14 protein-coding genes are annotated in these 23,430 nt (G+C 71.1%); 4 read left to right on the top strand and 10 right to left on the bottom strand.

All coding sequences use genetic code 11. The features are described from left to right. Window positions 1-112 precede the first annotated feature (112 nt). The 6 genes from FCN22_RS10170 to FCN22_RS10145 form a co-directional block, all read right to left on the bottom strand. Window positions 113-352: a ribbon-helix-helix domain-containing protein gene (locus FCN22_RS10170; protein ID WP_162308183.1), complete on the bottom strand. Its 240-nt coding sequence runs from the start codon at window positions 350-352 to the stop codon at window positions 113-115. Between the two features lie 421 nt (window positions 353-773). After that, a complete protein-coding gene (locus FCN22_RS10165) occupies window positions 774-1,025 on the bottom strand; it encodes an addiction module protein (protein WP_137121425.1) in 252 nt (83 codons plus the stop codon). A 321-nt stretch (window positions 1,026-1,346) separates the two neighbouring features. Then, the gene (gene mobF, locus FCN22_RS10160; protein ID WP_162308182.1) at window positions 1,347-5,060 is read right to left on the bottom strand and encodes a MobF family relaxase; all 3,714 of its coding nucleotides are present in this window, start codon (window positions 5,058-5,060) and stop codon (window positions 1,347-1,349) included. A gap of 1,062 nt (window positions 5,061-6,122) precedes the next feature. Continuing rightward, the gene (locus tag FCN22_RS10155) at window positions 6,123-8,243 is read right to left on the bottom strand and encodes an RHS repeat-associated core domain-containing protein (protein WP_137121423.1); all 2,121 of its coding nucleotides are present in this window, start codon (window positions 8,241-8,243) and stop codon (window positions 6,123-6,125) included. A 578-nt stretch (window positions 8,244-8,821) separates the two neighbouring features. Continuing rightward, entirely contained in the window at window positions 8,822-15,238 is a 6,417-nt protein-coding gene (locus tag FCN22_RS10150) for a DNRLRE domain-containing protein (protein WP_137121422.1), read from the bottom strand. Beyond that, a complete protein-coding gene (locus tag FCN22_RS10145) occupies window positions 15,223-15,633 on the bottom strand; it encodes a hypothetical protein (RefSeq protein ID WP_137121421.1) in 411 nt (136 codons plus the stop codon). The genes FCN22_RS10150 and FCN22_RS10145 overlap by 16 nt, the downstream gene beginning before the upstream one ends. An 826-nt stretch (window positions 15,634-16,459) precedes the next feature. Here FCN22_RS10145 and FCN22_RS10140 point away from each other — a divergent pair. Continuing rightward, a complete protein-coding gene (locus FCN22_RS10140; RefSeq protein ID WP_137121420.1) occupies window positions 16,460-17,308 on the top strand; it encodes an NAD-dependent epimerase/dehydratase family protein in 849 nt (282 codons plus the stop codon). Here the strand turns inward: FCN22_RS10140 and FCN22_RS10135 are convergent. The 3 genes from FCN22_RS10135 to FCN22_RS10125 all read right to left on the bottom strand — a co-directional run bounded on the left by FCN22_RS10135 (window position 17,293) and on the right by FCN22_RS10125 (window position 20,472). Beyond that, window positions 17,293-18,618, bottom strand: a complete 1,326-nt coding sequence (locus FCN22_RS10135; RefSeq protein ID WP_137121419.1) for a hypothetical protein — start codon at window positions 18,616-18,618, stop codon at window positions 17,293-17,295. The two genes, FCN22_RS10140 and FCN22_RS10135, sit on opposite strands and share 16 nt — an antisense overlap. A gap of 71 nt (window positions 18,619-18,689) precedes the next feature. Beyond that, window positions 18,690-19,445, bottom strand: a complete 756-nt coding sequence (locus FCN22_RS10130; RefSeq protein ID WP_137121418.1) for an SDR family NAD(P)-dependent oxidoreductase — start codon at window positions 19,443-19,445, stop codon at window positions 18,690-18,692. A gap of 49 nt (window positions 19,446-19,494) precedes the next feature. Further along, a complete protein-coding gene (locus tag FCN22_RS10125) occupies window positions 19,495-20,472 on the bottom strand; it encodes a DUF389 domain-containing protein (RefSeq protein WP_137121417.1) in 978 nt (325 codons plus the stop codon). 80 nt (window positions 20,473-20,552) lie between these two features. Here FCN22_RS10125 and menE point away from each other — a divergent pair, with 80 nt between their 5' ends. From menE to FCN22_RS10110, 3 genes are all read left to right on the top strand, one after another. Continuing rightward, window positions 20,553-21,743: an o-succinylbenzoate--CoA ligase gene (gene menE / locus FCN22_RS10120; RefSeq protein WP_137121416.1), complete on the top strand. Its 1,191-nt coding sequence runs from the start codon at window positions 20,553-20,555 to the stop codon at window positions 21,741-21,743. A 50-nt stretch (window positions 21,744-21,793) separates the two neighbouring features. After that, window positions 21,794-22,099 carry a PLD nuclease N-terminal domain-containing protein gene (locus FCN22_RS10115; protein WP_137121415.1) on the top strand — a complete coding sequence of 102 codons (306 nt, stop codon included), beginning with the start codon at window positions 21,794-21,796 and terminating at the stop codon, window positions 22,097-22,099. A gap of 62 nt (window positions 22,100-22,161) precedes the next feature. Continuing rightward, entirely contained in the window at window positions 22,162-23,040 is an 879-nt protein-coding gene (locus FCN22_RS10110; RefSeq protein ID WP_137121414.1) for a 1,4-dihydroxy-2-naphthoate polyprenyltransferase, read from the top strand. A 98-nt stretch (window positions 23,041-23,138) separates the two neighbouring features. Here the strand turns inward: FCN22_RS10110 and FCN22_RS10105 are convergent, their stop codons facing one another. Beyond that, window positions 23,139-23,429 (bottom strand): DUF4229 domain-containing protein, encoded by a 291-nt coding sequence (locus FCN22_RS10105; RefSeq protein ID WP_137121413.1) that lies wholly within the window; start codon window positions 23,427-23,429, stop codon window positions 23,139-23,141. Window position 23,430: the final 1 nt, after the last annotated feature.

The raw sequence follows: 23,430 nt of genomic DNA, 5'->3' as shown, positions 1-23,430 counted from the left end.
GTGGTGGTGATGGGGGCGACGGTGACCCAGGTCAGCAGGTGGAGCTTGGAGCGACGAGTCAGGATCAACGCGGGTCGACGCTTGTCCAACTGGACCGCCGCAATGGTGCGCATCAATCCAACGCGGGGTGGGGTGGGTCGAGCAGACTGTCGAAGTCCGGGTAGACGGCTTCGCCGCGCCTGACCAGTTCGGCCAAGGTGGCCTCTTCGCGCTGGTAGCGCTGTTCACGCTGGAGGCGCGCAAGAGCGTGGCGGACGGCTTCAGAGCGGTTGGCGGCGTGGCCTTGGGCGACCTCAGCGTCCAGAGACGCGAGCTCGTCGTCGTCGAGGCGGATAGCAATCTGTGTAGTCACGACTACAGTGTAGCCCGCAGCGTCAACCAATTGGTATGCACCTCCTCGCGCGGTGAGGTCAGCGGTCGTCCCGGTCGTCGATCGGCATACGTTCGCGCCTGACGACCTCAGTCATTGGTCGGCAAGGCGGTTCCTCCAGTACCCGGGATGCCGCTTTTCGTGGGCGTAGGCGACGATCACGATTTCGTCGTTGGTCCGGAAGTAGATCACGCCGTACGGGAATCCTTTGACACTCTTCCTGCGCAGGCGGGCTCGTCTTCCCAGCCGTGGACCGTCGGCCAAGCCTCAGGCATAGCGCCGATGTCGCGCCGCGCCTGGTGGGTCGCATCCAGCAGCTCCTGGCCAGTTGCGGGGTCGTCGTACCAATTCGCTGCGGCGCGCAATTCGGCGCGTGCCTCTGGGTGTTCCCGTTGAAGTGCTGTCACGCGTGCTTGTCCGCAAGTTCAGCGGACAGCAACCGGTAAGTCTCGTCGGCATCGACCAACTCCACGTCGCCGCGCGAGATCTGCTCGACGCGGGAGCGGAGTTCTTCCCTCCAGGCGTCATCGATGTCCGCCTGGTCGGCATCCTGGTCCTGGTCCACGCTCAGCCGGAGCAGGCGAGCGGCCTGAAGACGCTCAGCGGGCGGTAGTGAATAGCCCGCGTTTACGTACTCCGCCAGATTCGGTGCCATAGATCGAGTGTACGTCCTCGTACTCTTACCTGGCCCGGATCAGCGTTGTCCAAGCCGGCCGAAAGACTGTCTGGAGCGCGATGATCTTGCCAGACTCCTCCGGGCGCTCTCCGCGCGGTCACTGACGGCGATTCAGCACCGCTGAACGGGCGTGCCTGACTCACTGCCTACCGTGTCTGACGCGGCCGCGTCAGACGCGGCCGCGCGGCGCCTGAGCGCGGAACGTGGCCCTGATCGTTGCCTCCGCTTGACAGGATCCGTCGGCTTCGTGGGCCCCAGTGGTCTCCCAGAGCGTGGTGTTCTGGATGACCGGCAGGAGGGCTACCGGGAGAGGTCGGGCGTTGGGTCGGGCCGCATCGTCGGCCAGTGCGGTGCACCAGGCTCCGGTCTGGCGGGACGGCGCCGGTCTTGCCGGGCCTGGGCTGCCGCCCGGGCTCGCGCCTGTTCCAGCCGGGCCTCGCGGTCGTGCTCCCGCTGGCTGTTCCACGCCGCGCGTTGGGTCCGGAGCAGATCGGGGGGTTGGCAGCGGAGGGCGGGTTCGGATTCCAGGGCGTGGACCCGGGTGCGGGTTCGCTGCAGGTCGGCGGTGAGCTGGTCGACCAGGTGCGCGGTGCGGTCGAGCCGGTCGGCGGGATCCTGGATGTGGGCGAGGTGGCCGAACCGGGCCAGGCCCAGGGGGTCCGAGCGCACTTCGTCCTGGTAGGCGTCCCGGGCGCGGTCGGCGCGGGCCTGGGCGGCCGTGGCGGCGGCAGACTGCTCGGCGTGTTCGGGGTGCTCGGCCTCGGCCAGACGCCGAGCGGAACCGGTGAGGGCGTCGTGCAGCCGGGCCCCGGCCGGCGGGGGGAACCGTCCGGCCAGCACGTCGAGGTCGACGGGCAGGTCCGGCACGACCGGCCGCCAGGTCTGGGTCCAGGTGTGCAGGTCGGCGCGGGCTCGGCGCACCGCGGCCCGGTGCAGACCGAGTCTGCCGGGGCCGGTGCGGATGGTCCCGGCTGCCTGGGAGGCGGCGGGGTAGTCGGCCTGCCAACGCCGCCACAGGTCGCCTCCGATGCTGCCGGCCGCACCGTCGACGGCTGTCTCGGTGTCCTGCAGCTGTGCTCGGAGACGGGACGCGTGCTCGGCCGCGCCTCGGGCGGCCTGGCGCAACTCGGCCAGCCGGTGGTCGGCCTCGGCGCGCAGCGGCACCACCACGGTGAGCCGGTCACGCTGGCTGCGGGCGGTGGTGAGTCTGGCGGCCAGGTCGGCCTCGCGGGTCCAGGCGTCGTGCAGGTCGGCCAGCACCGGCTGCAGCGGCCGGGCCGGGGCATACCGGGCCGCCTCGGTGGCGGCCAGGGCGGCGGCGTGCGCGGGTCCGAGGTCGGCCCGGTCCCGGCCGAAGGTCTCGACCCATTGCTCGCGGGCCTGCTCGAGGGACTCGGCGACCAGGTGGGCGGTGTTCGCCGCGCGTCCACGGGTCATCGCGACGTAGGCGGCTGCGGCGCCGGTGTGCTCCCCCACCACCAGGTGCGCGCGGTGCACGGTCTCGCCCTGGGCGCCGTAGACGGTGCTGGCATAGGCCAGCTCGACGTTCTCGCGCACGTAGGTCGCGGGGAGGCTGCGTGGCCCGCCTCGACCGGTCACCGTGACGGTGGCGTCGGCGCCGATGCCGGTGATGGTCCAGGTCTCCCGGTTGGCGACGTCCAGGCCGCGGTCGTTGCGGCGGGTCGCCACCTGGTCGCCCACCCCGACCCGCTCGCCCGCCGTGGTGGTGACCGCGTGCTGGTCGTCGACGCGGCCGGCGGCGACCAGCCGGTCCCGGATCGCGGCGTTGAGTGCCGCGACCTGCTCGCGGGTGTCCGCGACCACCAGCACCCGACCACCCTCACCACCCTCACCACGGCTCTCGCGCCGATGCTCTCCATCGGCGTCGGTGGCGACGCCGGCGACGGTCCCGGCGAGCGCGTGGATGCGTTCGGCCTCGCTGGCGTGCAGGACGATGTCGCCGCGGGCGAGCAGGGCATCGAACACTCCCCCGGAGTCCTGGCCGGCGCGCATGGCCAGGCTGAGGCGGGCGTAGTCGGGGTCGGTGAACCGCTGCACCGCCTGCAGGGTCACCTGGTCGTCGGGGTGGGCCCAGCGGACGGCCAGGTCCAACACGCCGCCGCGGCCGACCGCGGGCAGCTGGTGGCGGTCTCCGACCAGCGTGACCCGGGCGCCGGCCTCGTCGGCGATGACCAGCAGCGCGCGGGCGGTGTCTTGGTCCACCATCCCGGCCTCGTCGACCAGCAGCACGTCACCGCGGGCCAGGACCGCCGCCTGGCAGGGGCCGTCGTAGGACGTGCCGGTGGCCGGGTCTGCCTGCCCGGCGCGCAGCCGGGTCCAGGCGCCGTCGGTGCTTTGGCGGTAGCCGTGCTGGTGGGTCAGCCAGGCTGCCGAGGTAGCGCGGCTGCCGAGCTGGCGGGTGGCGACCTCGGCCGCCTTGCGGGTCGGGGCTACCACCACCAGGTCATGCCCACCGCGCTGGATCGCGGCGCGGGCCGCGGCCAAGGTGGTGGTCTTGCCCGACCCCGCAGCGCCCTCGACCACCAGCAGGGCCCGGTCCCCGGCCAGCGCGGTCACCACCGCCTGCTGCGCGGTGTCCAACCGCACCCCGCCGCCGACCGCCTGGGCTGCCACTTCGTCGACCTCGCCGTTGTCACGTGCCACCGAGCTGGTGGCGTCGGCGCGGGCGACCAGGCGCGCGGTCAGGTCGGCCTCGACCTCCACGACCTCGCGGGAGGTCAGCGCGCGGATGTGCTCGGGCGCGCCCGGCGAGTCGAGGAGCGGCACGCACCGGCCCACGGCGCGGGCGGTGAGGTCTTCGGCGAGCTCCAACCGGACCCCGGCCTGGGCGACGAGGCCGGTGCGGGCGAGCAGCTGCTCGACCTCGCCGCGCACGTCCGCGGCGTTCCACCCCGACCGCCGTGCCCCCAACCGGCTCAGCACCCTGGAAACGGCGGCGGCACGATCCAGCGCGCCGATCGGATACCCGGCCGGCACCGTGTCCGGCAGCGGGCTGTCCTTGCCGGGAGGGTCGCTGGCGTGGGGGGAACGGCCTGCCGGAACGTCGTCGGCCGGTGTTGGTGTCGGTGGGACGAAGCCGAGACCGGTCAGTTCCTGGACCCACCGTTGCGCCAGCTCCGTGCCGTCGCGCGGGACCACCTTGTCCGGGCGGGCCTCGGCCCACGCCCGGGCATCCCAGGACCGCCGCAGGCCCGGACCCGGCTCGATGCCGGGATGCCCGGTCCGCCACTGCGCCTCGTAGCGGTCGACGTTCCTGCCGATCTGCGCCGCGCGGGCGCTGAACGGGCCCGCGTAGCCGGCCAGCTCCGCGATCTCGCCGGACTCGGGTTCGAGGGTGTATCCACGGGCGGCCAGCGCAGCGCGGAAGCCGGGATCGGTGATCACGGCGGCGTGGCCGATGCCGTTGATCGCCTCCAAGCTGTCACGCACCCCCACGGTGTGCAGGCCCCGCCACCGGCCCGCGGCCAGCACTCGCGCGTTGACCTGCAGGTGCAGATGTCGATGCGGATCCCCCGCCCGCGACGTGTAGTGCCGTACCACCGCCGCCTCGATCCCCTGCACCGGCACCTGGGCCTGCCGGCCCCGCGGTCCCACCCGGGTGGTCGCATGCTGGGCCAGCCAGCCGATGATCTGGGCCGCGGCCCGGTCCTGCGCGCCGTCATAAGCCCGCGAGACCTGCGGGTCGACCGCGGCCGCCAGCGACCAGGTCTTCGGGCCGTTGACCACCACCTCCACGAACCGCACGCCGTGATCGTCGGCGCGCAGCCGACCCTTCGCGCACCCGGTGACTGGGTCACGGCCGGCCACCCACGCCTCATAGGTCTCACCGGACAGCGTCCCGGCACCGCGCACGCCCTCGGGGGTGGCCAGGTAGCGCTCGGCCAGGCCGGTGCCCTCGGCCAGGTAGTAGTCATCGGCCCGGGACCGGTCGGCCTCCAGGTAGTGACGCGCCCCAGCAGCGGCACCGCGGTAGACCTTCATCCCACCGTGCATTCTCGCCACCATTCAACGACAACCAACAAACGCCCTAGAAACGCGAACACGGACCGCCCGAAGGCGATCCGTTCCACTGACATTTGTAGCATACGTGCCGCAAAGATGGGGGCTTAAAAAAGGCTGTCCTAGGGCAGGTTTTAAGGTGTGTCGAAGTAGTCGTCGATGTTCAACGACATCCAACGAATGTGGGCTTTCTAGGGCGCGCCGGCAAGGTCGAGTACGTCAACGAGGTGACACACTCGGCCGGGCTCGAAATGATGCTGGAGATGACAAGCCCGGCTCACGCGTCCTTCATTCCTCGGACATTCACGACTGTCCGGGGCCGCCGGGTCGAGGGTGTACCTGGTGGTGGTGGTGCCGTCCTGGGCGAGGACATGCACCGCGTCGGTGACGCAGTACTCGACCGCCACGTCACCCGGCGCCAGTGACCGTTCGGGCGTCGAGGACGCGCAGGGCGGTGACCCGGGCCAGCGCGTCGTAGCGCCGCAGTCGCCGCCACCACCGGCATCGGCCGTTGACACCGCGACGCCGGCCTGGTCGCATGCCGTGACCCGTGTTGGACCCTGCTCGGCCGTGTCGTAACCCCAGGCCTGCTCGAGGGCGACCTCAACGGTGTCGGCCGAGTCCGCAGCCCCTGCGCCACAAGGTCGGACTCGACGAGCAGTAGATGCCGTCCCCAACCTCACCGCTCGAGGATCGCCTTTGCGGCGATGTCGTTCACGGCTCAATCAACCTTGTTTCGGGCCCCGGATTTGGTCACTCGCCTCGGTGCCGGCCACGCACCCAAAGCCTACCCTCATGCCGACTGAGCAAAACGAATCCCATGACTTCAATTGCTGCCAGGGCCACGATGGCGATGCCAGAAACGAGAGCCGAGCCAAAAGTGAGACCACCCGCTAATAGGAGAAACAGACCTCCAAACATGGTGGGCAACCACTTCAAGCTACGTCGGTGTCGGGGTTGCCCCAAGATCATAGAACCAGCCACGATAAGGCCCAAGAGTACGATGAGAGGCCAAGGCAATCGATCTAGGACGTGCACCTGCCCCGGCATTACAGCTCACCAACCACTTTGGTAGGAACGATAGCCGTAGTAGGCGTTGACTCCGGTCCAGACGGCAGTGTGACGCCGGTGATTACGCGCAACCCAACGGAGTGAGCGAGTACCATAAGAGTTGTGGCGACCGAAATACTGGGCGCTATGACGGGGGACGTACTTGCGATACCGGAAATATCTCACTGGGCGGAACAGGGTAGGCGCCGAATCAACGAGCACGTTCCCTATCGCACGCTTCGCACTGATCTCGTGGTGACGGGCTCGATAGGTGTTCCAAGCCCCGCTAGCCCCAATTGCGAAAGTAGTGGCCGCAATACAAGCGCCCGCAGTGGCGACGATACATGCGCCCGCGGCCAGCACGCCGGTAGCCGTGGCGACGCGCTTCAGAGTCTTGCGCCATCCCCACCATTGGCCGTTGAGGTCGGTTTGGTTGATGGGGTCGACCGGGTAGGCGTAGGCGTTGGGTGAGCCGCCTTCGATGGGGTCGATGCTGGTGAAGCGGCCGGTGGCGGGGTTGTAGAGGCGGGCGCCCATGAGTTGCAGGCCGGTGGGGTCGATGGGGTTGCCCTCGGTGTCGGCTTGGATCTGGTTGAGGTCGGTGGCGGGGTTGCCGTATTCGTCGAAGCACAACACCGGAGAGGACAGCTGGGGTGCGGTGCCGTTGGTGGGCAGGTCGAGGGTGGTGATGGTGTCGCCGTGCGGGTCGGCCAGCGCCACCGACGCCACGCCGTCGGTGATGGTGACGGCCAGGTCGCCGCCGATGGAGGTCCCGTAGATGCTGACGACGGGGCCACCGGTGCCGGTGGTCTGGGTGGCGAAGGACGGGTTGTCGGTGTCGTCGCCGTAGTGGCGGGTGGTGGCGATGGTGTTCGTGCCGGTCTTGGTGGTGGTGGAGTCGCTCCGCCGCCCGGCCGGGTCGAGGGTGTAGGTAGTGCGAGTGCCATCCTGGGTGAGGGTGTGGGCGGTGTCGGTGTCGTAGTACCCCACCGCCACGTCACCCCCGCCCCCGGCACCGGCACTGGTGCTGGTGGGGGTGTCGGTGGCGGGCAGGGTGGCGACCCGGTCGAGGGCGTCGTAGCCGTAGGCGCCGCCACCGCTGGTGTCGGTTGTCGACACGGGGTCCCCGGCCTCGTCGGTGCCAGTGACCGTGGTGGTCGTGCTGGTGGCGCCGTGCTGAACCCGGTCGGCGGCGTCATACGCCCAGGTCTTCTCGAGGGTGGTGTCGGGGCTGTCGGCGCAGTCACCGGTGGGGCTGGTCGTGGTGGTCTGGCCGGTGCGGTTGCTGTCGGCGTCGAAGACGTAGGTGTGGGCCTGGCAGAGGTCGCCGCGGGCGTCGGTCACGCTGGTCAGCCGGCTGGCGTGGTCGTAGCCGTAGGCGAGGGTGCGGCCGATGGCGTCCTGGCCGGTGCCGGCGTTGGTGGACACCGCGGTGGTGCGGCCCAGCGCGTCGGCGGTCAACCCCCAGCCCAGCAGCGGTGTGCTGGTCCCGTCCGCGGCGGTCCCCTCGTAGGACAGGGCAGTTTGCTGCCCGTCGCGGGAGTAGGCGATGGTCTGGGTGATCCCGGCCGGCAGGGCCTGGCTGACCAGATCCCCGGCCGCGTCGTAGCTCGCGCGGTAGGTCAACGGCCCGCCGGTGGTGGCGCCGGTGACGGTCTGGGTGGTGACCAGGCCCCGGTGCTCCGCCCTCCCGCCCGAGGTTTCGTCGTAGCTGTAGCTGGTGGTGGACTGCGGGTCGCTGATGGTGGCGACCTGCCCGGCACCGGGCAGCCCGGCCGCCACGTAGCTGGTGGCGGTGTGGGTGCCGGTGGCGTCGGTGTACCCGGTGACCTTGCCCCAGGCGTCGTAGCTAGTCGAGGCGCGGCCGGTCTCGTTGCCCGCCGCTGGGGTCTTGCCGGCCGGGATGGTGGCCGGGTCGATGGCCGCGGTGTAGTCCACCAGCCCCTCGCCGCTGCCGGGACTGGACACCTCGGCGGGAACCTGGGTGGTGGTCGTGGTGGCCAGCCCGAACGCCAGCCCGGTCTTGGGGTTCACCCCGGCGTTCAGGGCTCCCTGGTCGTAGTCGGTGTGGACGCGGACCGGCTCGCCGCTACCGGTGGCGGCGGTCACGCCCTCGGCCGCCCGCATCTCGCGATGGACAGTCGAACGGGCGCGTCTACTGCGACGCCTGCCACGGCGCAGTGAGAACGACGTTCGACGACGCCAACACCGCTGCCCACTTCGATGAGGATCATCGTATGCCGATTCTGCTCCGAGCGAGTAGCGTTCACCGGCTTTGGGCTTCCTGCGCCATCCGGTTCATCTCGGCGCAGACACGAGCCACTCGTTTGTTCGGAGTTTGGGAGCGCCCATACCCTGAGAGGAGAGATAAGCTCTCCTGCTCTCCCTCAGATGTAGTTACGACGGGTGCCCAAACGGATGCCAGCACCTTGTCGTCTATGATCTCAGGGCTAACGGCGAGCATCTCTAACTGTTGATTCCCCAGATAGCCGTGTATTGTCACCCGGTTTCCACTCACGACGACACGCATCAGTGACGAACGAACTGCTCCAGCGAGCGACACCAAGGCGATGAGCGTGAAGGCAATATTTTCGCCCAGCGGTCCAGGAGCAAGTGGCATTATTCCGAAAGCAAAAGCAGACGCCAGTTGCAATAGGGTCGTGTAGACACCCCACGTTCTGGATCTAAAGGTCTTCCTATCCATCTCACCAGCGCCGGTATCGGTTGATCTGCTTCTTGCGGCTATACACATAAGCATCATGCATCGAGGTCACCTGCGTGCTAGCCGCGGCGTGCCCCCTAAAGAACCGCGACGTCTTCTGCCAAGAATAGGAGGAATTCTTAAGTCCCCCTTTGAGTCCACTGCGCCAGGGTCGTCCCATGCGCCCGTACTGGAGGTACCTGTAGGTGCTGGTTCCGCCGACGCCAACGGAAGTCAGCAACGCGTCCCCTGTCACCGATCGCCAACTCCTGCGCCAGCCGCGCGCCGCGACGGTTTGTTGGCTCCGTACGGACCAGGCCGCCGTCTGCAGCCCTCCGCAGGCTGCCCATCCAACGGCGGGAACCAAGCAGCCCCCGGTGGCGATCCCCGTTGCGACCAGACCACGGTTCCTCCTGACCCAGCTCGCTGTCCTTCTCGCCCATCCCCAGAATTGGCCGTTGAGGTCGGTTTGGTTGGGGTCTACCGGGTAGGCATACGGGTTGGGTGAGCCGCCTTCGATGGGGTCGATGCTGGTGAAGCGGCCGGTGGCGGGGTTGTAGAGGCGGGCGCCCATGAGTTGGAGGCCGGTGGGGTCGGTGGCGCGTTGTTTGGCGCCGAGGTGGCCGTAGGCGATGGCGCCGGTCGCCGGTGGGCTGACCGTGCCGGCGGGGTCGATGGGGTTGCCGTCAGCGTCGAGGCCGGTGGGGGTCAGGTCGGTGGCGGGGTTGCCGTATTCGTCGTAGCACAGCACCGGTGAGGACAGCTGGGGGGCGGTTCCGTCGGTGGGCACGTCGAGGGTGGTGATGGTGTCGCCGTGCGGGTCGGCCAGCGCCAGCGACGCGGTCCCGCCGGTGATGGTGACGGCCAGGTCGCCGCCGATGGAGGTGCCGTAGATGCTGACCACGGGGTCGCCGGTGCCGGTGGTCTGATCGGCGAAGGACGGGTTGTCCGCCTCGTTGCCGTAGTGCCGGGTGGTGGTGACCGTGTCGGTGTCCGGGCCGGTCAGGGTGGAGGTGGCGCGCCGCCCGGACGGGTCGAGGGTGTAGGCGGTGGTGGTGCCGTCCTGGGTGAGGGTGTGGGCGGCGTCGGTGTCGTAGTATCCGACGGCCACACCACCCGGGGAACTGGTTCCGGCCGGGGTGTCGGTGGCGGGCAGGGTGGTGATCCGGGCCAGGGCGTCGTAGCCGTAGGCGGCGCCGGTGCTGGTGTCGGTGGAGGTCACGGGGTCGCCGGCCTCGTCGGTGCCGGTGACCGTGGTGGTGATGGTGGCGCCGTGTTGCACCCGGTCGGCGGCGTCGTAAGCCCAGACCTTGGCCACGGTGGTGTCGGGGGTGTCGGCGCAGTCGCCGGTGTTGCTGGTCGCGGCGGTCTGGCCGGTGCGGTTGCTGTCGGCGTCGAAGCTATAGGTGCGGGCCTGGCACACGTCGCCGCGGGCGTCGGTCACCGTCGTGAGGCGGCCGGCGTGGTCGTAGCCGTAGCCGAGGGTGCGCCCGATCGCGGCATCCCCGGTGCCGGCGTTGGTGGACACACTCGTGGTGCGGCCCAGCGCGTCGGCGGTCAGGGCCCAGCCCAGCAGCGGAGTGGTGGTCCCGTCCGCGGCGACCCCGTCGTAGGCCAGCGCGGTCTGTTGCCCGTCCCGGGAGTAGCTGGCCGTCTGGGTGACCCCGGCCGGCAGGGACTGGCTGACCAGGTCCCCGGCCGCGTCGTAGACCGCGCGGTAGGTCAACGGCCCGCTGGTGGTGGCGCCGGTGACGGTCTGGGTGGTGACCAGGCCCCGGTGCTCGGCCTTGCCGTCGGTGGTCTGGTCGTAGCTGTAACTGGTCGTCGACTGCGGGCCACTGATGGTGGCGACCTGCCCGGCACCGGGCAGCCCGGCCGCCACGTACCCGGTGGCGGTGTGGGTGCCGGTGGCGTCGGTGTACCCGGTGACCCTGCCCCAGGCGTCGTAGCTCGTGGAGACCCGCCCGGTCTCGGTGCCCGCCGAAGGCGCCTGGCCGGCCGGGATGGTGGCCGGGTCGATGCCGGCGGTGTAGTCCACCAGCCCCTGGGTGTTGTAGTGGGTGAGCGTGGCGTCGGTCGGGGCCGAGCCGGCCACGCCCGAGGCGGTGGTCTGCTCGCCGGTGACCCGGCCGGCCTCGTCGAACCACGACCGGGTGCTGCGCACCGCCGCGCCCGTGGTCTCGGTGCTGGACTGGACCGCCCCGTAGAACGAGTAGCCGGTGATCGTGGTGACCGGGAGCGTGGGAGTGGTCTCGGCGGTGCGGGTCTGGCAGGCCAACCCCGCCCACGCCGCCACGCCCGCGCCACCGCAGCCCGGGGCGTCGGGGTTGGCGGCCACGGTGTAGTAGCTGGTCAGCCGGGTGCCTGCGTCGGCGCCGTCAGACCTGGGCCCGACCGTCTTGACCACCCGGCCCTGCACGTCATACACCGTCTTCGTGGTTGGCCCGGTCCCGGCGGCGAAGTCGGTGACCGTCGTGGTCGTGGTCGCCGACCCCAGGGTCCACCCCGAGGTCGCCGACGTCAGCCCGGACCCGTCCTGGGGCGCGTACCCGGTCCTGGTCCGCGACAGGATGGTCTCGCCGGCCCCGGGGGTGGACACCTGCGCAGGAACCTGGCTGGTGGTGGTCGTGGTGGCCAGCCCGAACGCGAGACCGGTCTTGGGGTTGACGCCAGCGTTGGGGGCGCCCTGGTCGTAGTCGGTGTGGGTGTGCACGCGGACCGGGTCACCGCCACCGGTGGCGTCGGTGGCCGGTCCCCAGGTGTCGGTCACCCAGGTCCCGGCCGGCGCGATCACGGTCCCGGCCGGCACCGACTGGGTCCCGGCGGGGCCGTCGGCGGCGGCGCTGGTGGTCAGGTCGTCGTTGTAGGCGGTCAGGGTGGCGTAGGAGTCGGCGCCGGCGGCGTCGCCGTTCGCGAGGATCGCGGCGATGCCGCGGGCGTCCCAAGCCCTGACCGGGTTACCGTTCTGGTCGTACTCGGTGGCGGTGTACTGCCAGTCCCCGGCCCCGTAGCTCGCGGTGTCGATGACCCGGCCGTCGGCGCCGGTGTACTGCAGGTGCGCGTACGGCCAGTTCGCGGTGCTCACCGAGGACGCCGTCGAGGTGGCCACGGCCTTGTCCATCCCGAACACGCCCGCCCCGTAGGTGGGGGCGACCGCCTGTCCCCAGCGGCCGACCCCGACGCCGGGGTCGGAGGCGTCCGCGGCGCGCAGGTCGGGCAGATTGGAGCTCGCGGTGTAGCTGGTGGGGTCGATCGAGTAGACGAACCGGGCCACCTGCACGCTTCCCGTGCTGCCGTCCGCGTTGTCCTGCTTGACGGTTTGCAGGCCCTTGGTGACCGTGGTGGCGGCCGAGGCGGTGCCATCGGGCGAAGCGCCGCGCACGGCCCCGTAGGTCAGGGTGTAGCCGGCCCGGCCGCTGTCTTCGCTGCTGGTCAGCAGTGGCTGGCCGGAGTCGGAGGTCCCGGCGTACCCGTAGCTGGTGGTCTGACCGGTACGGGGATCGACGACCTGGGTCAGCTGCCCGGCACCGTTGTACCGGTAGGTGGCCACCACCTTCGTGGCCATGGCGGCCGTGGCCGGGTCGTAGGCGGTGTAGCTGACCTGCTTGACCTGACCCTTGACGTCCCCATCCGTGGTGCTCGTCGCCGTCGTGGCGGTGGCGTAGGCGAGGTTCAGGGCGCGGCATCCCGGGGCCAGGGTGCCGGTGCAGTCGATCCTGGCGGCGGACGGGGCCAGGATCCGGGTGACGTTGCCGCTGCCCGCGTCGCGGGTGAAGGTGGTCGCGCCCGGGTCGGCCGGGTCGGCCACCGCGGTCGCGCGCCACTGGCCGCTGGTGTAGGCGAAGGTGGTGGCCACCCCGTCGGGGTCGGTGAACACCATCGTCTTCGGCGACCCGGCCACGACCTTGGCGGTGGCGCCGACCTGCCGGGTGTCTTGGTCGGCCGGCAGGTAGGCGCCGACCCACTGGGCGGTGCGGGTGGTGGCGTCCTGCCGGTAGATCAGCACCTCACCGTCCCCGGACAACAGCGCCAGGGTGCCGTCGATGCGGGTGTGGTCGACGACCTCCCAGCCGGCGACACCTTGGTCGGTGCCGTCGAAAGAGGCCGCCCAGCCGGGTCCGAACACCGACCCCTCGGCCGGGGTGTCCAGCGAGGTGTAGGTCCGTCCGAGGCTCATGTCGCCGGCGTAGCCGGGCACCGACACGTCGGTGGCGGACTGGGAGTACTCGCCGGTCCACAGGGCCACCTGTCCCGGGCCGGCGTCGGCGGTGGGGAAGTCGCCCCCGAAGGCCGAGGGCAGGTAGGTGACGGTCGGCTTGTTCTTCGCCGCGGCGGCACCGTTCCAGGTGCACCGGGTCGTGCCGGTCGAGTATTTGGCGCACACCTGTACCTGCAGCTGCAGGGTGCCCCGGACCGCGCCGTTGGCCGCGGCGATCGCGGCCGCGTCGAAGGTGTGGGCGTAGCTGATCGGGGCGTCCTGGGCCACGGTGGTGGCCGACCCGTCGATCGCGGTCCACCCGCTGGTCGACCCGTTCACCGCCGAATCCCCGGACGCTGCCGGGCCGCCGGCGAGCCGGTAGTAGGCGGTGACCGTGGCCGGCCCGTTCGCGTCGGCCGGGCCGGACGCGCGGGCGATGAACTTGCCAGTGGACTTGCTCCCACCCACCGGGCTGGTCAGCGCCGCCCCACCGGCGCCGAACGTGAACGTCGACACGCCCGAGGCCCAGCCGGCCTTGTCGACCGCCCGGACCTGCAGCTGGTGCGAACCGGTCGGGTTCCACGACAGCGTCGCCTTCGGCGTGGTCCCCGACACGGTGACGGTCTTCCAGGTCGTGGCGTCGTCCTGCAGATACTGGAAGGAGACCACGTCGGAGTCGGTGCCGGTGAACGTGAACGTGTTCGAGCCCGGGGCCGGGTCCTTCCACTGCCCCTTGGCGAAGCTCGAGGCGGTCACCGTCGGGGCGGCAGGGGCCTGGGCATCCACGGTGAACACCCCACCGACCGCGTACGGCCGGTAGCTGCTCTTGGAGGCCAGCGAGCCGTCCCAGCCGCGAACCTGCAACGCGTAGGTGTGCCCCTCGGGCAGGTCGGTCGTCGGGGTGTACGACGAGACACTGCCGGAAGCGACCTTGGAGCCGCTCACCCAGTTCCACACCACCTTCCCGGTGGTCTGGTCCTCCAGGTAGAACTGCGCCCACACGCTGCCACCATCCGGATCGGACACGGTCGCCTTCACCTGCGGCCGGCGGGTCTTGACGATCAGCGCCCCGGTGGAGTCCGGGTACCACACGTGCGGGCCGATCGACCCGCCCGACGCCTTCGCCGGATACGAGTTGTAGGTCACCGTGAACGTCGGCTTCCCGCTGGCCGCGTTGCCCGAGTTGAACCGCTTCCACCCGTACGAGTCGGTCTCCGAGGTGGCGCGCATCCCGATCCCCTGCGAGGTGGCGGTGGTGTCGGCGAACGCCTGAGCCAGATCCGTCGCGTCCACCGACACCCACCCCGCCGCACAATCGGCCGAGAAGCCCTTGGTCTGGCTCGACGAGCCATAACGGGACCGCAGCCCCGGCTGGTTCGACCACCGGGTCGCGCTGGTCGCCAGAGCCGTCAGCGACCACACCTCCCACCCCCGCGCCGCGCACGACCAGGAATGGAACTCCCACAACTTCATCGTCGCCGACAACACCTTCTTGCCCTTGACCTGCGGCGTCGAGATCGTCAAGAACGACCGCGCCTGCGTCGTCCCGCCATCGTAGGTGCCCACCCGCAGCTCCGTGTCGCTCGACTGGTCGGTGGTCGTCCGCGTCTGCACATACGCATCGAACGTGAACGACAAAGACACCGACGGGTCCACCACCACCGGGAACCTCGTGGCCGGGTCGGACAGAAAGTCCGCCACCGACCTCGCATCCGCCGGGGCACCCGACGACGTCGACGCGTCAGCGGTCAGATCGACCGCCGCCGACCCGCCGTCAGTGGTGACCTCGGTGGCCACCGGCGCGACATTGCCAAGATCCTGCGCGTCGACCACGCTCGCCGAGGCGGACGGCTCGGATGGCGCGGAGGCAGCCTCGCTCGGCGTGCCGGCCCGCGCCTTCGCGCCCTCGGTGGTGCCGGCCCACAGGCCCGGCTGAGTGTCCGGGTCGAACGGGTCGGTGACCGGGTTGGCCAGCGCGGCGTCGTAGGTCGCGTCCCACACCAACGGGGTCGCCACCGCCGCCGCCACCTCGCCATCCTTGGTGACCAGCCGGGCCACATCACCGCCCCTGGCCGCCTCCCCCGGGGTTGTCGCGCTCACTCCCTGCGCGCTCGACCCGGCAGCCTGCAAACCGGTCACCAGGTCCAACCCCCGCGGATCGGCCGGCCGGTCCCGGACCACGAAGTACTGCTCCACCCCCGCGCCGGTCACATCCACCACCATGTCCACCCCGGCTGCACGCCCGGGTAGGTCGCACGGGAACCGGTCACCTCCGGCGCGGGCAAGTCACCGGGGAACGTGACCTGGGAGGTCACCCCGGTAGCCGGGTCGGTCAACGAAGCCACCACCGACACCCCGCCGCTAGCCCTCCGGGCGCCCGACAGGCGCACCCCACCGGCCTGCGCCACCGGGGAGTACGAACCGTCCCCGTTCGCCGACAGACTCGAGTCCTGCGCCGCCCAATCCTGCAGCGACGTGCCATCCCCGCCCCGACGCACCCACACCGGCCCCGTCGCGTACGACGTCTGCCACGTCCCGTCCGGCAACGCGAACGTCGAGGACGTCTCCGTCCGCTGCGACAGGTCCTCTACGCGCTCACCCGCCAACCGCGCGTTCACACTCGCCGCCACCGCCCCCGGCGCGGTCAAATCACCCTGATCATCCCGAGACGCCGACACCCGCGACACCGCAGCCGACGACGCGGATGTCGCGGACGAAGCCGCCGCCGGTTCGCTCGCGGCCGCCGCCGGCAGCTCCATCACCCCCAGCGACAGCGCCAACACCCCCGCCAGCACACCCGTCGCCGGACGCCACGACCGCGGAACCCCGAAAACAGCAGACAACACGCCCATCGCGACGACCCCTCGACACCCCGGCACCCGCCCCCGAAGGCGGCGCAACCCAGTACCACCACCCACACCGGGCGCGGCCCCAGAGCGCTCACCGAACAAACTCGCTTCGCGATGGTCGCCAGAACGTACTCGGCCCCGATCACCAACGACAAGAGCACAACCCAACGAAACCGGTACCTTCACCGCATCGTTACCAACGCTAGGTCGCTCAACGCGGATCTCCTCCCGTGGAAGAAGAGCCTCCGGCGTGATGTTCCCGAGAACCGGGTGGGTTTGCGGGGCAGACCCCAGTGCAATCTGGCCCCGAGGCCGCGACGTCCGCCGCCGTCGCAACGAGTAACAGCACCCACGCGTCGGGCTGCTGGTGGGGGCGGCGCAGTCCGCAAAAAGTCCGCAAGAAGTCCGGCGGTGACCCGATCTAGCCGACAACGTCCAACCCCGCAGATTCCGCGTTTATGCAGGTCAGGCCTACTGTTCCATCGAGAGTCAACCATGATTGACAACCACGAAAGCCCTGCGGGAAAGTTCCCCTGGTACTTCTGACCTGTCCCGCTGGTCCACTCCCGCTCCGGCCAGCGCCTAGCCTGAGCGCATGCGGGTGTGGGTGAGCGGAGCGCGGGGCAAGCTCGGCGCGGAGGTGTGCCGCCAGGTCGCCGCGGCCGGGCACGAGGTGGTCGAGGCGGATGTGAGGCCGGTCGTTGACGGCCGGGATGGCGAGGTCCTCGACCTGCTCGATCGGCACGCGGTAGCGCGCTCCGTGCGCGGTGCGGACGCGATCATCCACTGCGCCGGCATCCCGAGCCCCGAGGACATCGAGCCGGCAGACCTTGTCCAGACCAACACCGTGTCGACGTTCAACGCCCTCGAGGAGTCGTGGAACACGGGCATCCGCACGGCCGTCCTGGCCTCCAGCGGTGCAATCTACGGCACCGCCTGGTCGACCCAGCCCTTCGACCAGCCCTATCTGCCGGTCGACGAGGACAGCCCGCTGCAGTACGTCGATCCCTATGCCCTCACCAAGGACTTCCTAGAACGGATGGGGCAGATGTATGCCCGGCGCGGCATGACCGTGACAGCGCTGCGGTTCCAGTGGATCCTCACCCGTGACGAGCTCCGCTCGCTCGACGGCGCCACGTCGGAGCGCGAGGACGCGCGCAACCTGTGGGGCTACGTCGACCTCGAGGACGCCGCCCGCGCCTGCCTGCTCTCGCTGACCCGGGAGGGCGAAGGAAACCCCTTCGAGTGCCTGCTGATCACGGCTCCGGACATCCGGGCGCAGCGGCCGATCGAGCAGCTGGTCGCCGAGCACTCCCCCAGCAGCGAGCTGCGCGCTCCGCTGACCGGCCGGGCCGGTGGCTTCGACTGCTCCAGGGCCCACCGCGTGCTCGGCTGGAAGGGCGCGCCTACCGCGAGACCGCCACGGGGTCAGGCCAGGGCGTAGGCGCGCGGGTCTCGGTGGGCGAGGAACTGCCGCACAGACTCCAGCAGCAGCTCCGCCGCACCCGGTGCCAGCGAGACCTGACCGGAGTAGCCGTGGTCAGCGAGCAGCCCGACGTGGTGCAGCTCGCGATAGGGCTCGAGGGCGAACCAGTAGGTGTCCTCGGCGGTGAGCGGAGACCCGTCGCTGCCGCGCCAACCCATCTCGCCGAGCACGACCATGACGGTCGCGACGAGGTCGTCGGTGGTGCTCGGCCCGGTCAGCAGCGTCGCCACGACGGCCTCGCGCGCGTGCTGCTCGACGTCCCACGGCCCACGGTCCAGCCAGCGCCGCGCCACCAGCGGCGCGAGCTCCGCGGGCGAGCTCGTGCTCGTCGCCTGCTTGGTGGTCCTCAACTCGCCCGCGTGCCGACGCACCAGGGACAGGCCCTGTGCCACCTGCCGCGTGTAGCGCAGGTCGGGCCGCTGCGACTCCCTGTTGCCCCGGCCGAAGCCGTGCGGTTCGCCGACATCACCGACAAAGTCACGCACCGTGGCCGGCTTGAGGTATCCCGCCGAGGTGAGCGGTTCCGGCTCCTTGCACCGTTCGACCAGCCACCACAACCGGGCCAACCGCTCGGACAGGTCGACGCCGTCAATCAGCGGCCGAGCCACGGCGACCCGGTCGATGAGCGGCGCGAGCAGCGACGACCGCGCCATCGAGCGCCCCGCCCCCGCCCACAGCTCGGCGCGCTCGGCCAGCACCTTGGCGAGGACTGGGGCGCCCGGCTCGCCCGGGGACGGCGCGAGCAGCACCTCTCGCGTCACCTGGCGCCGGTCGCGTCCGGCGGTGCGGCGGCCGGGCTGGACCGCACCGGTCACCGAGGCCAGCTCGATGGTGTCGGCGACCCGGCGGATCAGTCCCCCCTCCACCGGCCCGTGGGCGGTGCCCCACGTCAGCATCTCGGTGTCGGCGGGGAGCACGCCGGCCTCTCGCATCAGCCGGTTGTAGGTCGACCGGCCACCATCGGCATCCGATCGGGCCGCCTCCAGCAGCTCGCGCGTGCCCGGCCCCCACGCGATCTCGGAGTAGCGGTGCAGTCCGAGCCGCCGCAGCAGCTCCGACAGTGCCTGCACCCACCGCACCCGGTCGGCGGGATCCTCGTGGCGCCGCACGGTCGCCGCCCAGCAGAAGACCTGCAGCGAGTACTGGCTGACGTCCTCGGGGCCGCCGTCGTCGGTGAGCTCACCCCATGCCTGGCGGGCTGCCGCGGCATACTCTCGGCCGTGTTCGACGGCGATCTCGTCGAGCACGGTGGCGACCGAGGCGTGCATTCCACCGATGCTGCCACGCCACCGCGGCAGTGGCACCCGACAGGGCCGGCCGTCCGACGGGGCCGTGGCCGTCAGGTCTCCCGGTGGACCTTGTGGTTGGCTGCCTGGGCACGCGGTCGCACGGTCAGCCGGTCGATGTTGACGTGCGCCGGGCGAGAGGCGATCCACGCGATGCAGTCGGCGACGTCCTCGGAGGTCAACGGTTCGGCCACGCCGGCATAGACGGCCTCCGCACGCTTCTCGTCGCCCCGGAACCGGGTGAGCGAGAAACCCTCCGAACGCACCATTCCCGGCGCGACCTCGCAGATGCGGACCGGTTGGTCGACCAGCTCCAGCCGCAGCATGTCCACGACCGACCGCACGGCAAACTTCGCCGCGACGTAGCCACCACCGCCCTCGTATGCCGTCTGGCCGGCGGTCGAGCCGAGCACGACGACCTGTCCGGACCCGTCGGCCGCGAGCAGAGCGGGCAGCAGAGACTTGGTCACCGCCACCACCCCGAGCACGTTGGTCTCGAACATGGTGCGCCAGTCGTCCAGGTCGGCCTCGGCCACCGGCTCGAGACCGATCGCGCCGCCCGCGTTGTTGACCAACAGCTCCAGCCGTGGCCCGACCGCGTCCGCCAGCGCCGCGACGTCCTGCGCGGAGGTGACGTCGCAGACCACCGCGCGGCCCGAGACCTCCTGCGCGAGGGCCTCGATGCGCTCACGCCGCCGCGCGGCGCACACCACCTCGAAACCGTCCTTGGCCAGCCGGCGCGCCGTTGCCGCCCCGATGCCGCTGCTCGCCCCGGTCACCACTGCCAGTCGTCGCGTTGCGCTCGTCATGGCACCAGTATCGCGGGCCACCGCCGACCGACCGGCTGACCTCCTCGGGTCAGGGACGCGGTGCGGCGAACCAGCCCGACTTCGGTGACCTGCGGCGCGGGGTGGGCACGGCGGTGTGCGACCAGATCACGCGCTGCAGCAGCAGTGTGAGCGTGCCGGCGACGAGGATGCCGAACACGTTGATGCCCAGCTGCTCCAGGGCGTGGACGGCGTCCCCGCCGTCACCGGTGGCGAGGGCGAGCGACAGCACGGCCACCGCCGGGACCGTGGTGACCGAGATGAAGACGCCGACGAGCGTCGAGGACTTGTCGGTCGTGAGCGACAGGACCCCCGCGGTGCCGGCCAGGACGGCGATCACCAGCGACCACACGCTCGGCTGGATGATGAAGTCGGTCTGCGGGCCGTGGTGGAGCTGAGCGGGGTCGAAGCCGCCGAGGAGGTAGACGACCCACCAGATCACGGTGCCGACCAGCACCGCGATGACGTAGCCGCCGACCAGGGTCAACGCTGCGCCAGGCAACAGGCCCAGCCGAGGTCGGGCCACGGCGAGGCAGATCGCCGCCATCGGGGCGAACTCCGGGCCCACCACCATCGCTCCGACGATGAGGACCGGCTGGTCCTGCAGCCGGCCGACCCCGGCGATGAGGGTCGCGAGCACCAGGAAGACGACGTAGGAGAAGGACAGCCGCATGTCCTCTCGCGCGTGGTCCTCCACGACGTCCCACACCACCCCGTCCTCGGGGGCGCCGGGGGTCGAACGCTCCGCCTCCGAGGCTGCCGCGCTCAGCACGACCTCGTCGTCGACGATGGTGATCGAGCCGCGCTCGACCAGGCCGATCTCGTGCAGCTGGCCGAGCAGCCGCTGGGCGCCCTCTCGCGGCAGGTCGAGCATGACGAGATCGCCGTCCGGCCGTCGGTAGGCGCCCGGCAGGACGGCCACGTTGACGGCCGTCTCGCCCTCCCCCTCCAGCAGGCCGGCGACGTCGTCGACCAGGTCTTCGGGCACGCGCAGTCGAAGGTGCAGCACCCGGCCATCATTGCCGGTGAGCCCCACCGGCGGTGGAAACCTGCCCCGGGACGCCGCGGGGCACGGCATACGCTGACGGCGTGGACGAGACCGGCCTGCTGCCCTGTGCGGTGCCTTCGGGGCCGGCGGTCGCGAAGGTGCTGCCACTGCTGCGCGCCGCCCTGGCGGGGACCGGCCCCGCCCTCGCCCCGTATGCCGCCGGCTCACCCGCCCCGGCGACCGCGGGGGAGACCGTCCGGCCCGGGACGGCGTTGGTGGTCGGCACGTCCGGCTCGACGGGGACACCGAAGCGGGCCGTGCTCACTGCCGCCGCGCTCACGGCGTCGGCCGACGCCACTCATGAGCGCCTGGGGGGTCCCGGCCGGTGGCTGCTGGCAATGCCCGCCCAGCACATCGCGGGACTGCAGGTGCTGATCAGGTCGATCGTCGCCGACACCGCCCCGGTCGTGCTCGACCTCACCGGGGGCTTCCGTCCCGAGATATTCGCTGCTGCCACGGCGTCGATGACCAGCGACCACCGCTCGTCCCGCCTCTACACCGCGCTGGTCCCCACCCAGCTCGGCCGGCTGCTCGCCCACCCGGCAGGAGTGGCGGCGCTGGCCCGCTACGACGGCATCCTGCTCGGGGGCGCAGCCGCTCCCCCCGCGCTCCTGCGCCGGGCGGGCGAGGCCGGCGTCCGGGTGCTCACCACCTACGGGATGAGCGAGACCGCCGGCGGGTGCGTCTACGACGGGCGGCCTCTGACACCGACCCGGGTGCGGATCGACGAGGAGGGGCGGATCAGCCTCGGCGGGGCCACCCTCGCCGAGTGCTACCTCGGCCGCCCCGACCTGACCGAGCGCGCCTTCCACACCGGCGCGGACGGCACCCGGTGGTTCCGCACCGACGACGTCGGCCGGTGGGTCGACGGGCGCTTGCACGTGGAGGGCCGGGTCGACGACCTGATCAACAGCGGCGGGCTCAAGGTCGCGCCACGGCTGGTCGAGGAGGCGCTCGTCGCCCACCTGGGCGGCGTGCTCGAGGCCGTCGTCGTCGGCAGCCCCGACCCGGAATGGGGTGAGGCGGTCAGCGCCGCGATCGTCATGGACGGACCGGCCCCGACGGTGCGGGACGTGCGCGACCGGCTGCGCGGCATACTCCCTGACCACGCCCTCCCGCAGCGCCTGGTGACCGTCGCCACGATCCCGTTGCGGGGGCCGGGCAAGCCCGACCGGGCAGCAGTCCGAGGTCTGTTCGTGTTTGACGGTGCAAACTGGCAAGATCATGGGTAGAGCGTTGAACGAAGCAGCGTTGAACGAGTTGAACAGACCAAGGAGGCGCCGTGCTCCGTCTGCTGGTTCCTCTCCTCATCATCCTCGTGACGGTCTATGCCGTCGTGGAGTGCATCCAGACCGAGGAGTCGCAGGTGCGCAACCTGCACAAGCTCATCTGGATCCTGCTCATCGTCATCGCGCCACCGGTCGGCGCCATCGCGTGGCTCATTGCGGGCCGGCCGCAGAGCATCCTGCCCGGCGGCGGACCCGGCGGTCATGGCCCTGGCGGTCCCGGAGCGGGCACCACCGGTCGCGGCCGGCCATCGGCGCCGCGCGGCCCCGATGACGACCCCGACTTCCTGCGCGGCCTCTGACCTCGTGCCGAGCGCGTCCACGCCCCCGTCCGTCCTGCCCGCCCACCTCCAGATCTGAGTCCATGGCCACGTTGTCCCAGTGGGTCGAAGGCGCCCGTCCGCGCACCCTGCCCGCCGCCGTCTCGCCCGTCATCATCGGTACCGGCTCCGCCTACGCCCTCGGTCACGGCAACCCTGGCTACGGACTGCTCGCGCTGTTGGTGGCGCTGCTGCTGCAGGTGGGCGTCAACTACGCCAACGACTACTCCGACGGGATCCGCGGCACCGACCAGCAGCGCGTCGGACCCGTGCGGCTCGTCGGCCAGCACCTCGCCGACCCCGGCAACGTCAAGATCGCCGCGTTCAGCGCGTTCTTCTTCGCCGCGCTCGCCGGGCTGACCCTGGTCGCGCTGTCCGAGTCGTGGTGGCTGCTGGTCGTCGGCGGCGCCGCCATCCTGGCCGCGTGGTACTACACCGGCGGCTCCCGCCCCTACGGCTACTCGGGGTTCGGCGAGGTCTTCGTCTTCGTCTTCTTCGGGCTCGTGGCGGTGCTCGGCACGGTCTGGACCCAGACCCACGCGCTCGACCTCGCCAGCTGGGCCGGCGCCGTCGGGGTGGGGCTGATCGCCTGCTCGCTGCTGGTCGCCAACAACCTGCGCGACATCCCCGGCGACAGCGAGACCGGCAAGCGGACGATGGCCGTGCGGCTGGGAGACCAGCGCACCCGGCTGCTGTATGTCGTGCTGCTGGTCCTCGCCTTCGCCGCCGTGATCGTCGCGGGGGTCGCGCACCCGACGGCGTGGATCGGTCTGCTGGCGGCGGCCCTCGCCGTGCCGCCCGTGCGCCGCGTGCGCTCGGGCGCGCAGGGCCGCGACCTGGTCGAGGTGCTCGTCGGCACCGGTCGGCTGCAGCTGGTCTACGGCGTGCTGCTCGGCCTCGGCCTCTGGCTCGCCACCCGCTGACCCCCGTCCCCCGGAGGAATCTTCGTGAGGTTTCGGTCCCTCACAGGGCACCAGACCTCACGAAGATTCCTCACGAGAGGGGGGTGAAGGGGGCAGCGTCAGCGGGGGGTGTCGCCCTCGTCGGGACGGGACGGCTCGTCATACGCCTCGTCGTCCTCTTCCTCCTCCGCTGTGCGGTGCTCGTCGACCCGCTTGACCCGGCGGTCCACGCGCGCCTCGATCTTGCGGCTGAGCTCGGCCCGGGGGCCCTGGAGCAGGAAGTAGGACGTGATCGCCGACATCAGCCCGGCGGCCACCACGAGCCAGATGCCGCGCAGCTGCAGCAGCCAGAGGGCGACCAGGAAACCGAAGAAGGTCAGCAGCCGAAGGACGGTGTATCGCACAGCCATC

This window comes from Segeticoccus rhizosphaerae (genome assembly GCF_005222685.1).
Classification (GTDB): domain Bacteria; phylum Actinomycetota; class Actinomycetes; order Actinomycetales; family Dermatophilaceae; genus Segeticoccus; species Segeticoccus rhizosphaerae.
This window is presented reverse-complemented; position numbering and strand designations above follow the sequence as displayed.

Coding starts and splice junctions, on each gene's coding strand:
- FCN22_RS10165 (WP_137121425.1), bottom strand. CDS start 1,025: ATGGCACCGAATCTGGCGGAGTACGTAAACGCGGGCTATTCACTACCG.
- mobF (WP_162308182.1), bottom strand. CDS start 5,060: ATGCACGGTGGGATGAAGGTCTACCGCGGTGCCGCTGCTGGGGCGCGT.
- FCN22_RS10155 (WP_137121423.1), bottom strand. CDS start 8,243: ATGCGGGCGGCCGAGGGCGTGACCGCCGCCACCGGTAGCGGCGAGCCG.
- FCN22_RS10150 (WP_137121422.1), bottom strand. CDS start 15,238: ATGGTGGTGGATGTGACCGGCGCGGGGGTGGAGCAGTACTTCGTGGTC.
- FCN22_RS10140 (WP_137121420.1), top strand. CDS start 16,460: ATGCGGGTGTGGGTGAGCGGAGCGCGGGGCAAGCTCGGCGCGGAGGTG.
- FCN22_RS10135 (WP_137121419.1), bottom strand. CDS start 18,618: ATGCACGCCTCGGTCGCCACCGTGCTCGACGAGATCGCCGTCGAACAC.
- FCN22_RS10130 (WP_137121418.1), bottom strand. CDS start 19,445: ATGACGAGCGCAACGCGACGACTGGCAGTGGTGACCGGGGCGAGCAGC.
- FCN22_RS10110 (WP_137121414.1), top strand. CDS start 22,162: ATGGCCACGTTGTCCCAGTGGGTCGAAGGCGCCCGTCCGCGCACCCTG.
- FCN22_RS10105 (WP_137121413.1), bottom strand. CDS start 23,429: ATGGCTGTGCGATACACCGTCCTTCGGCTGCTGACCTTCTTCGGTTTC.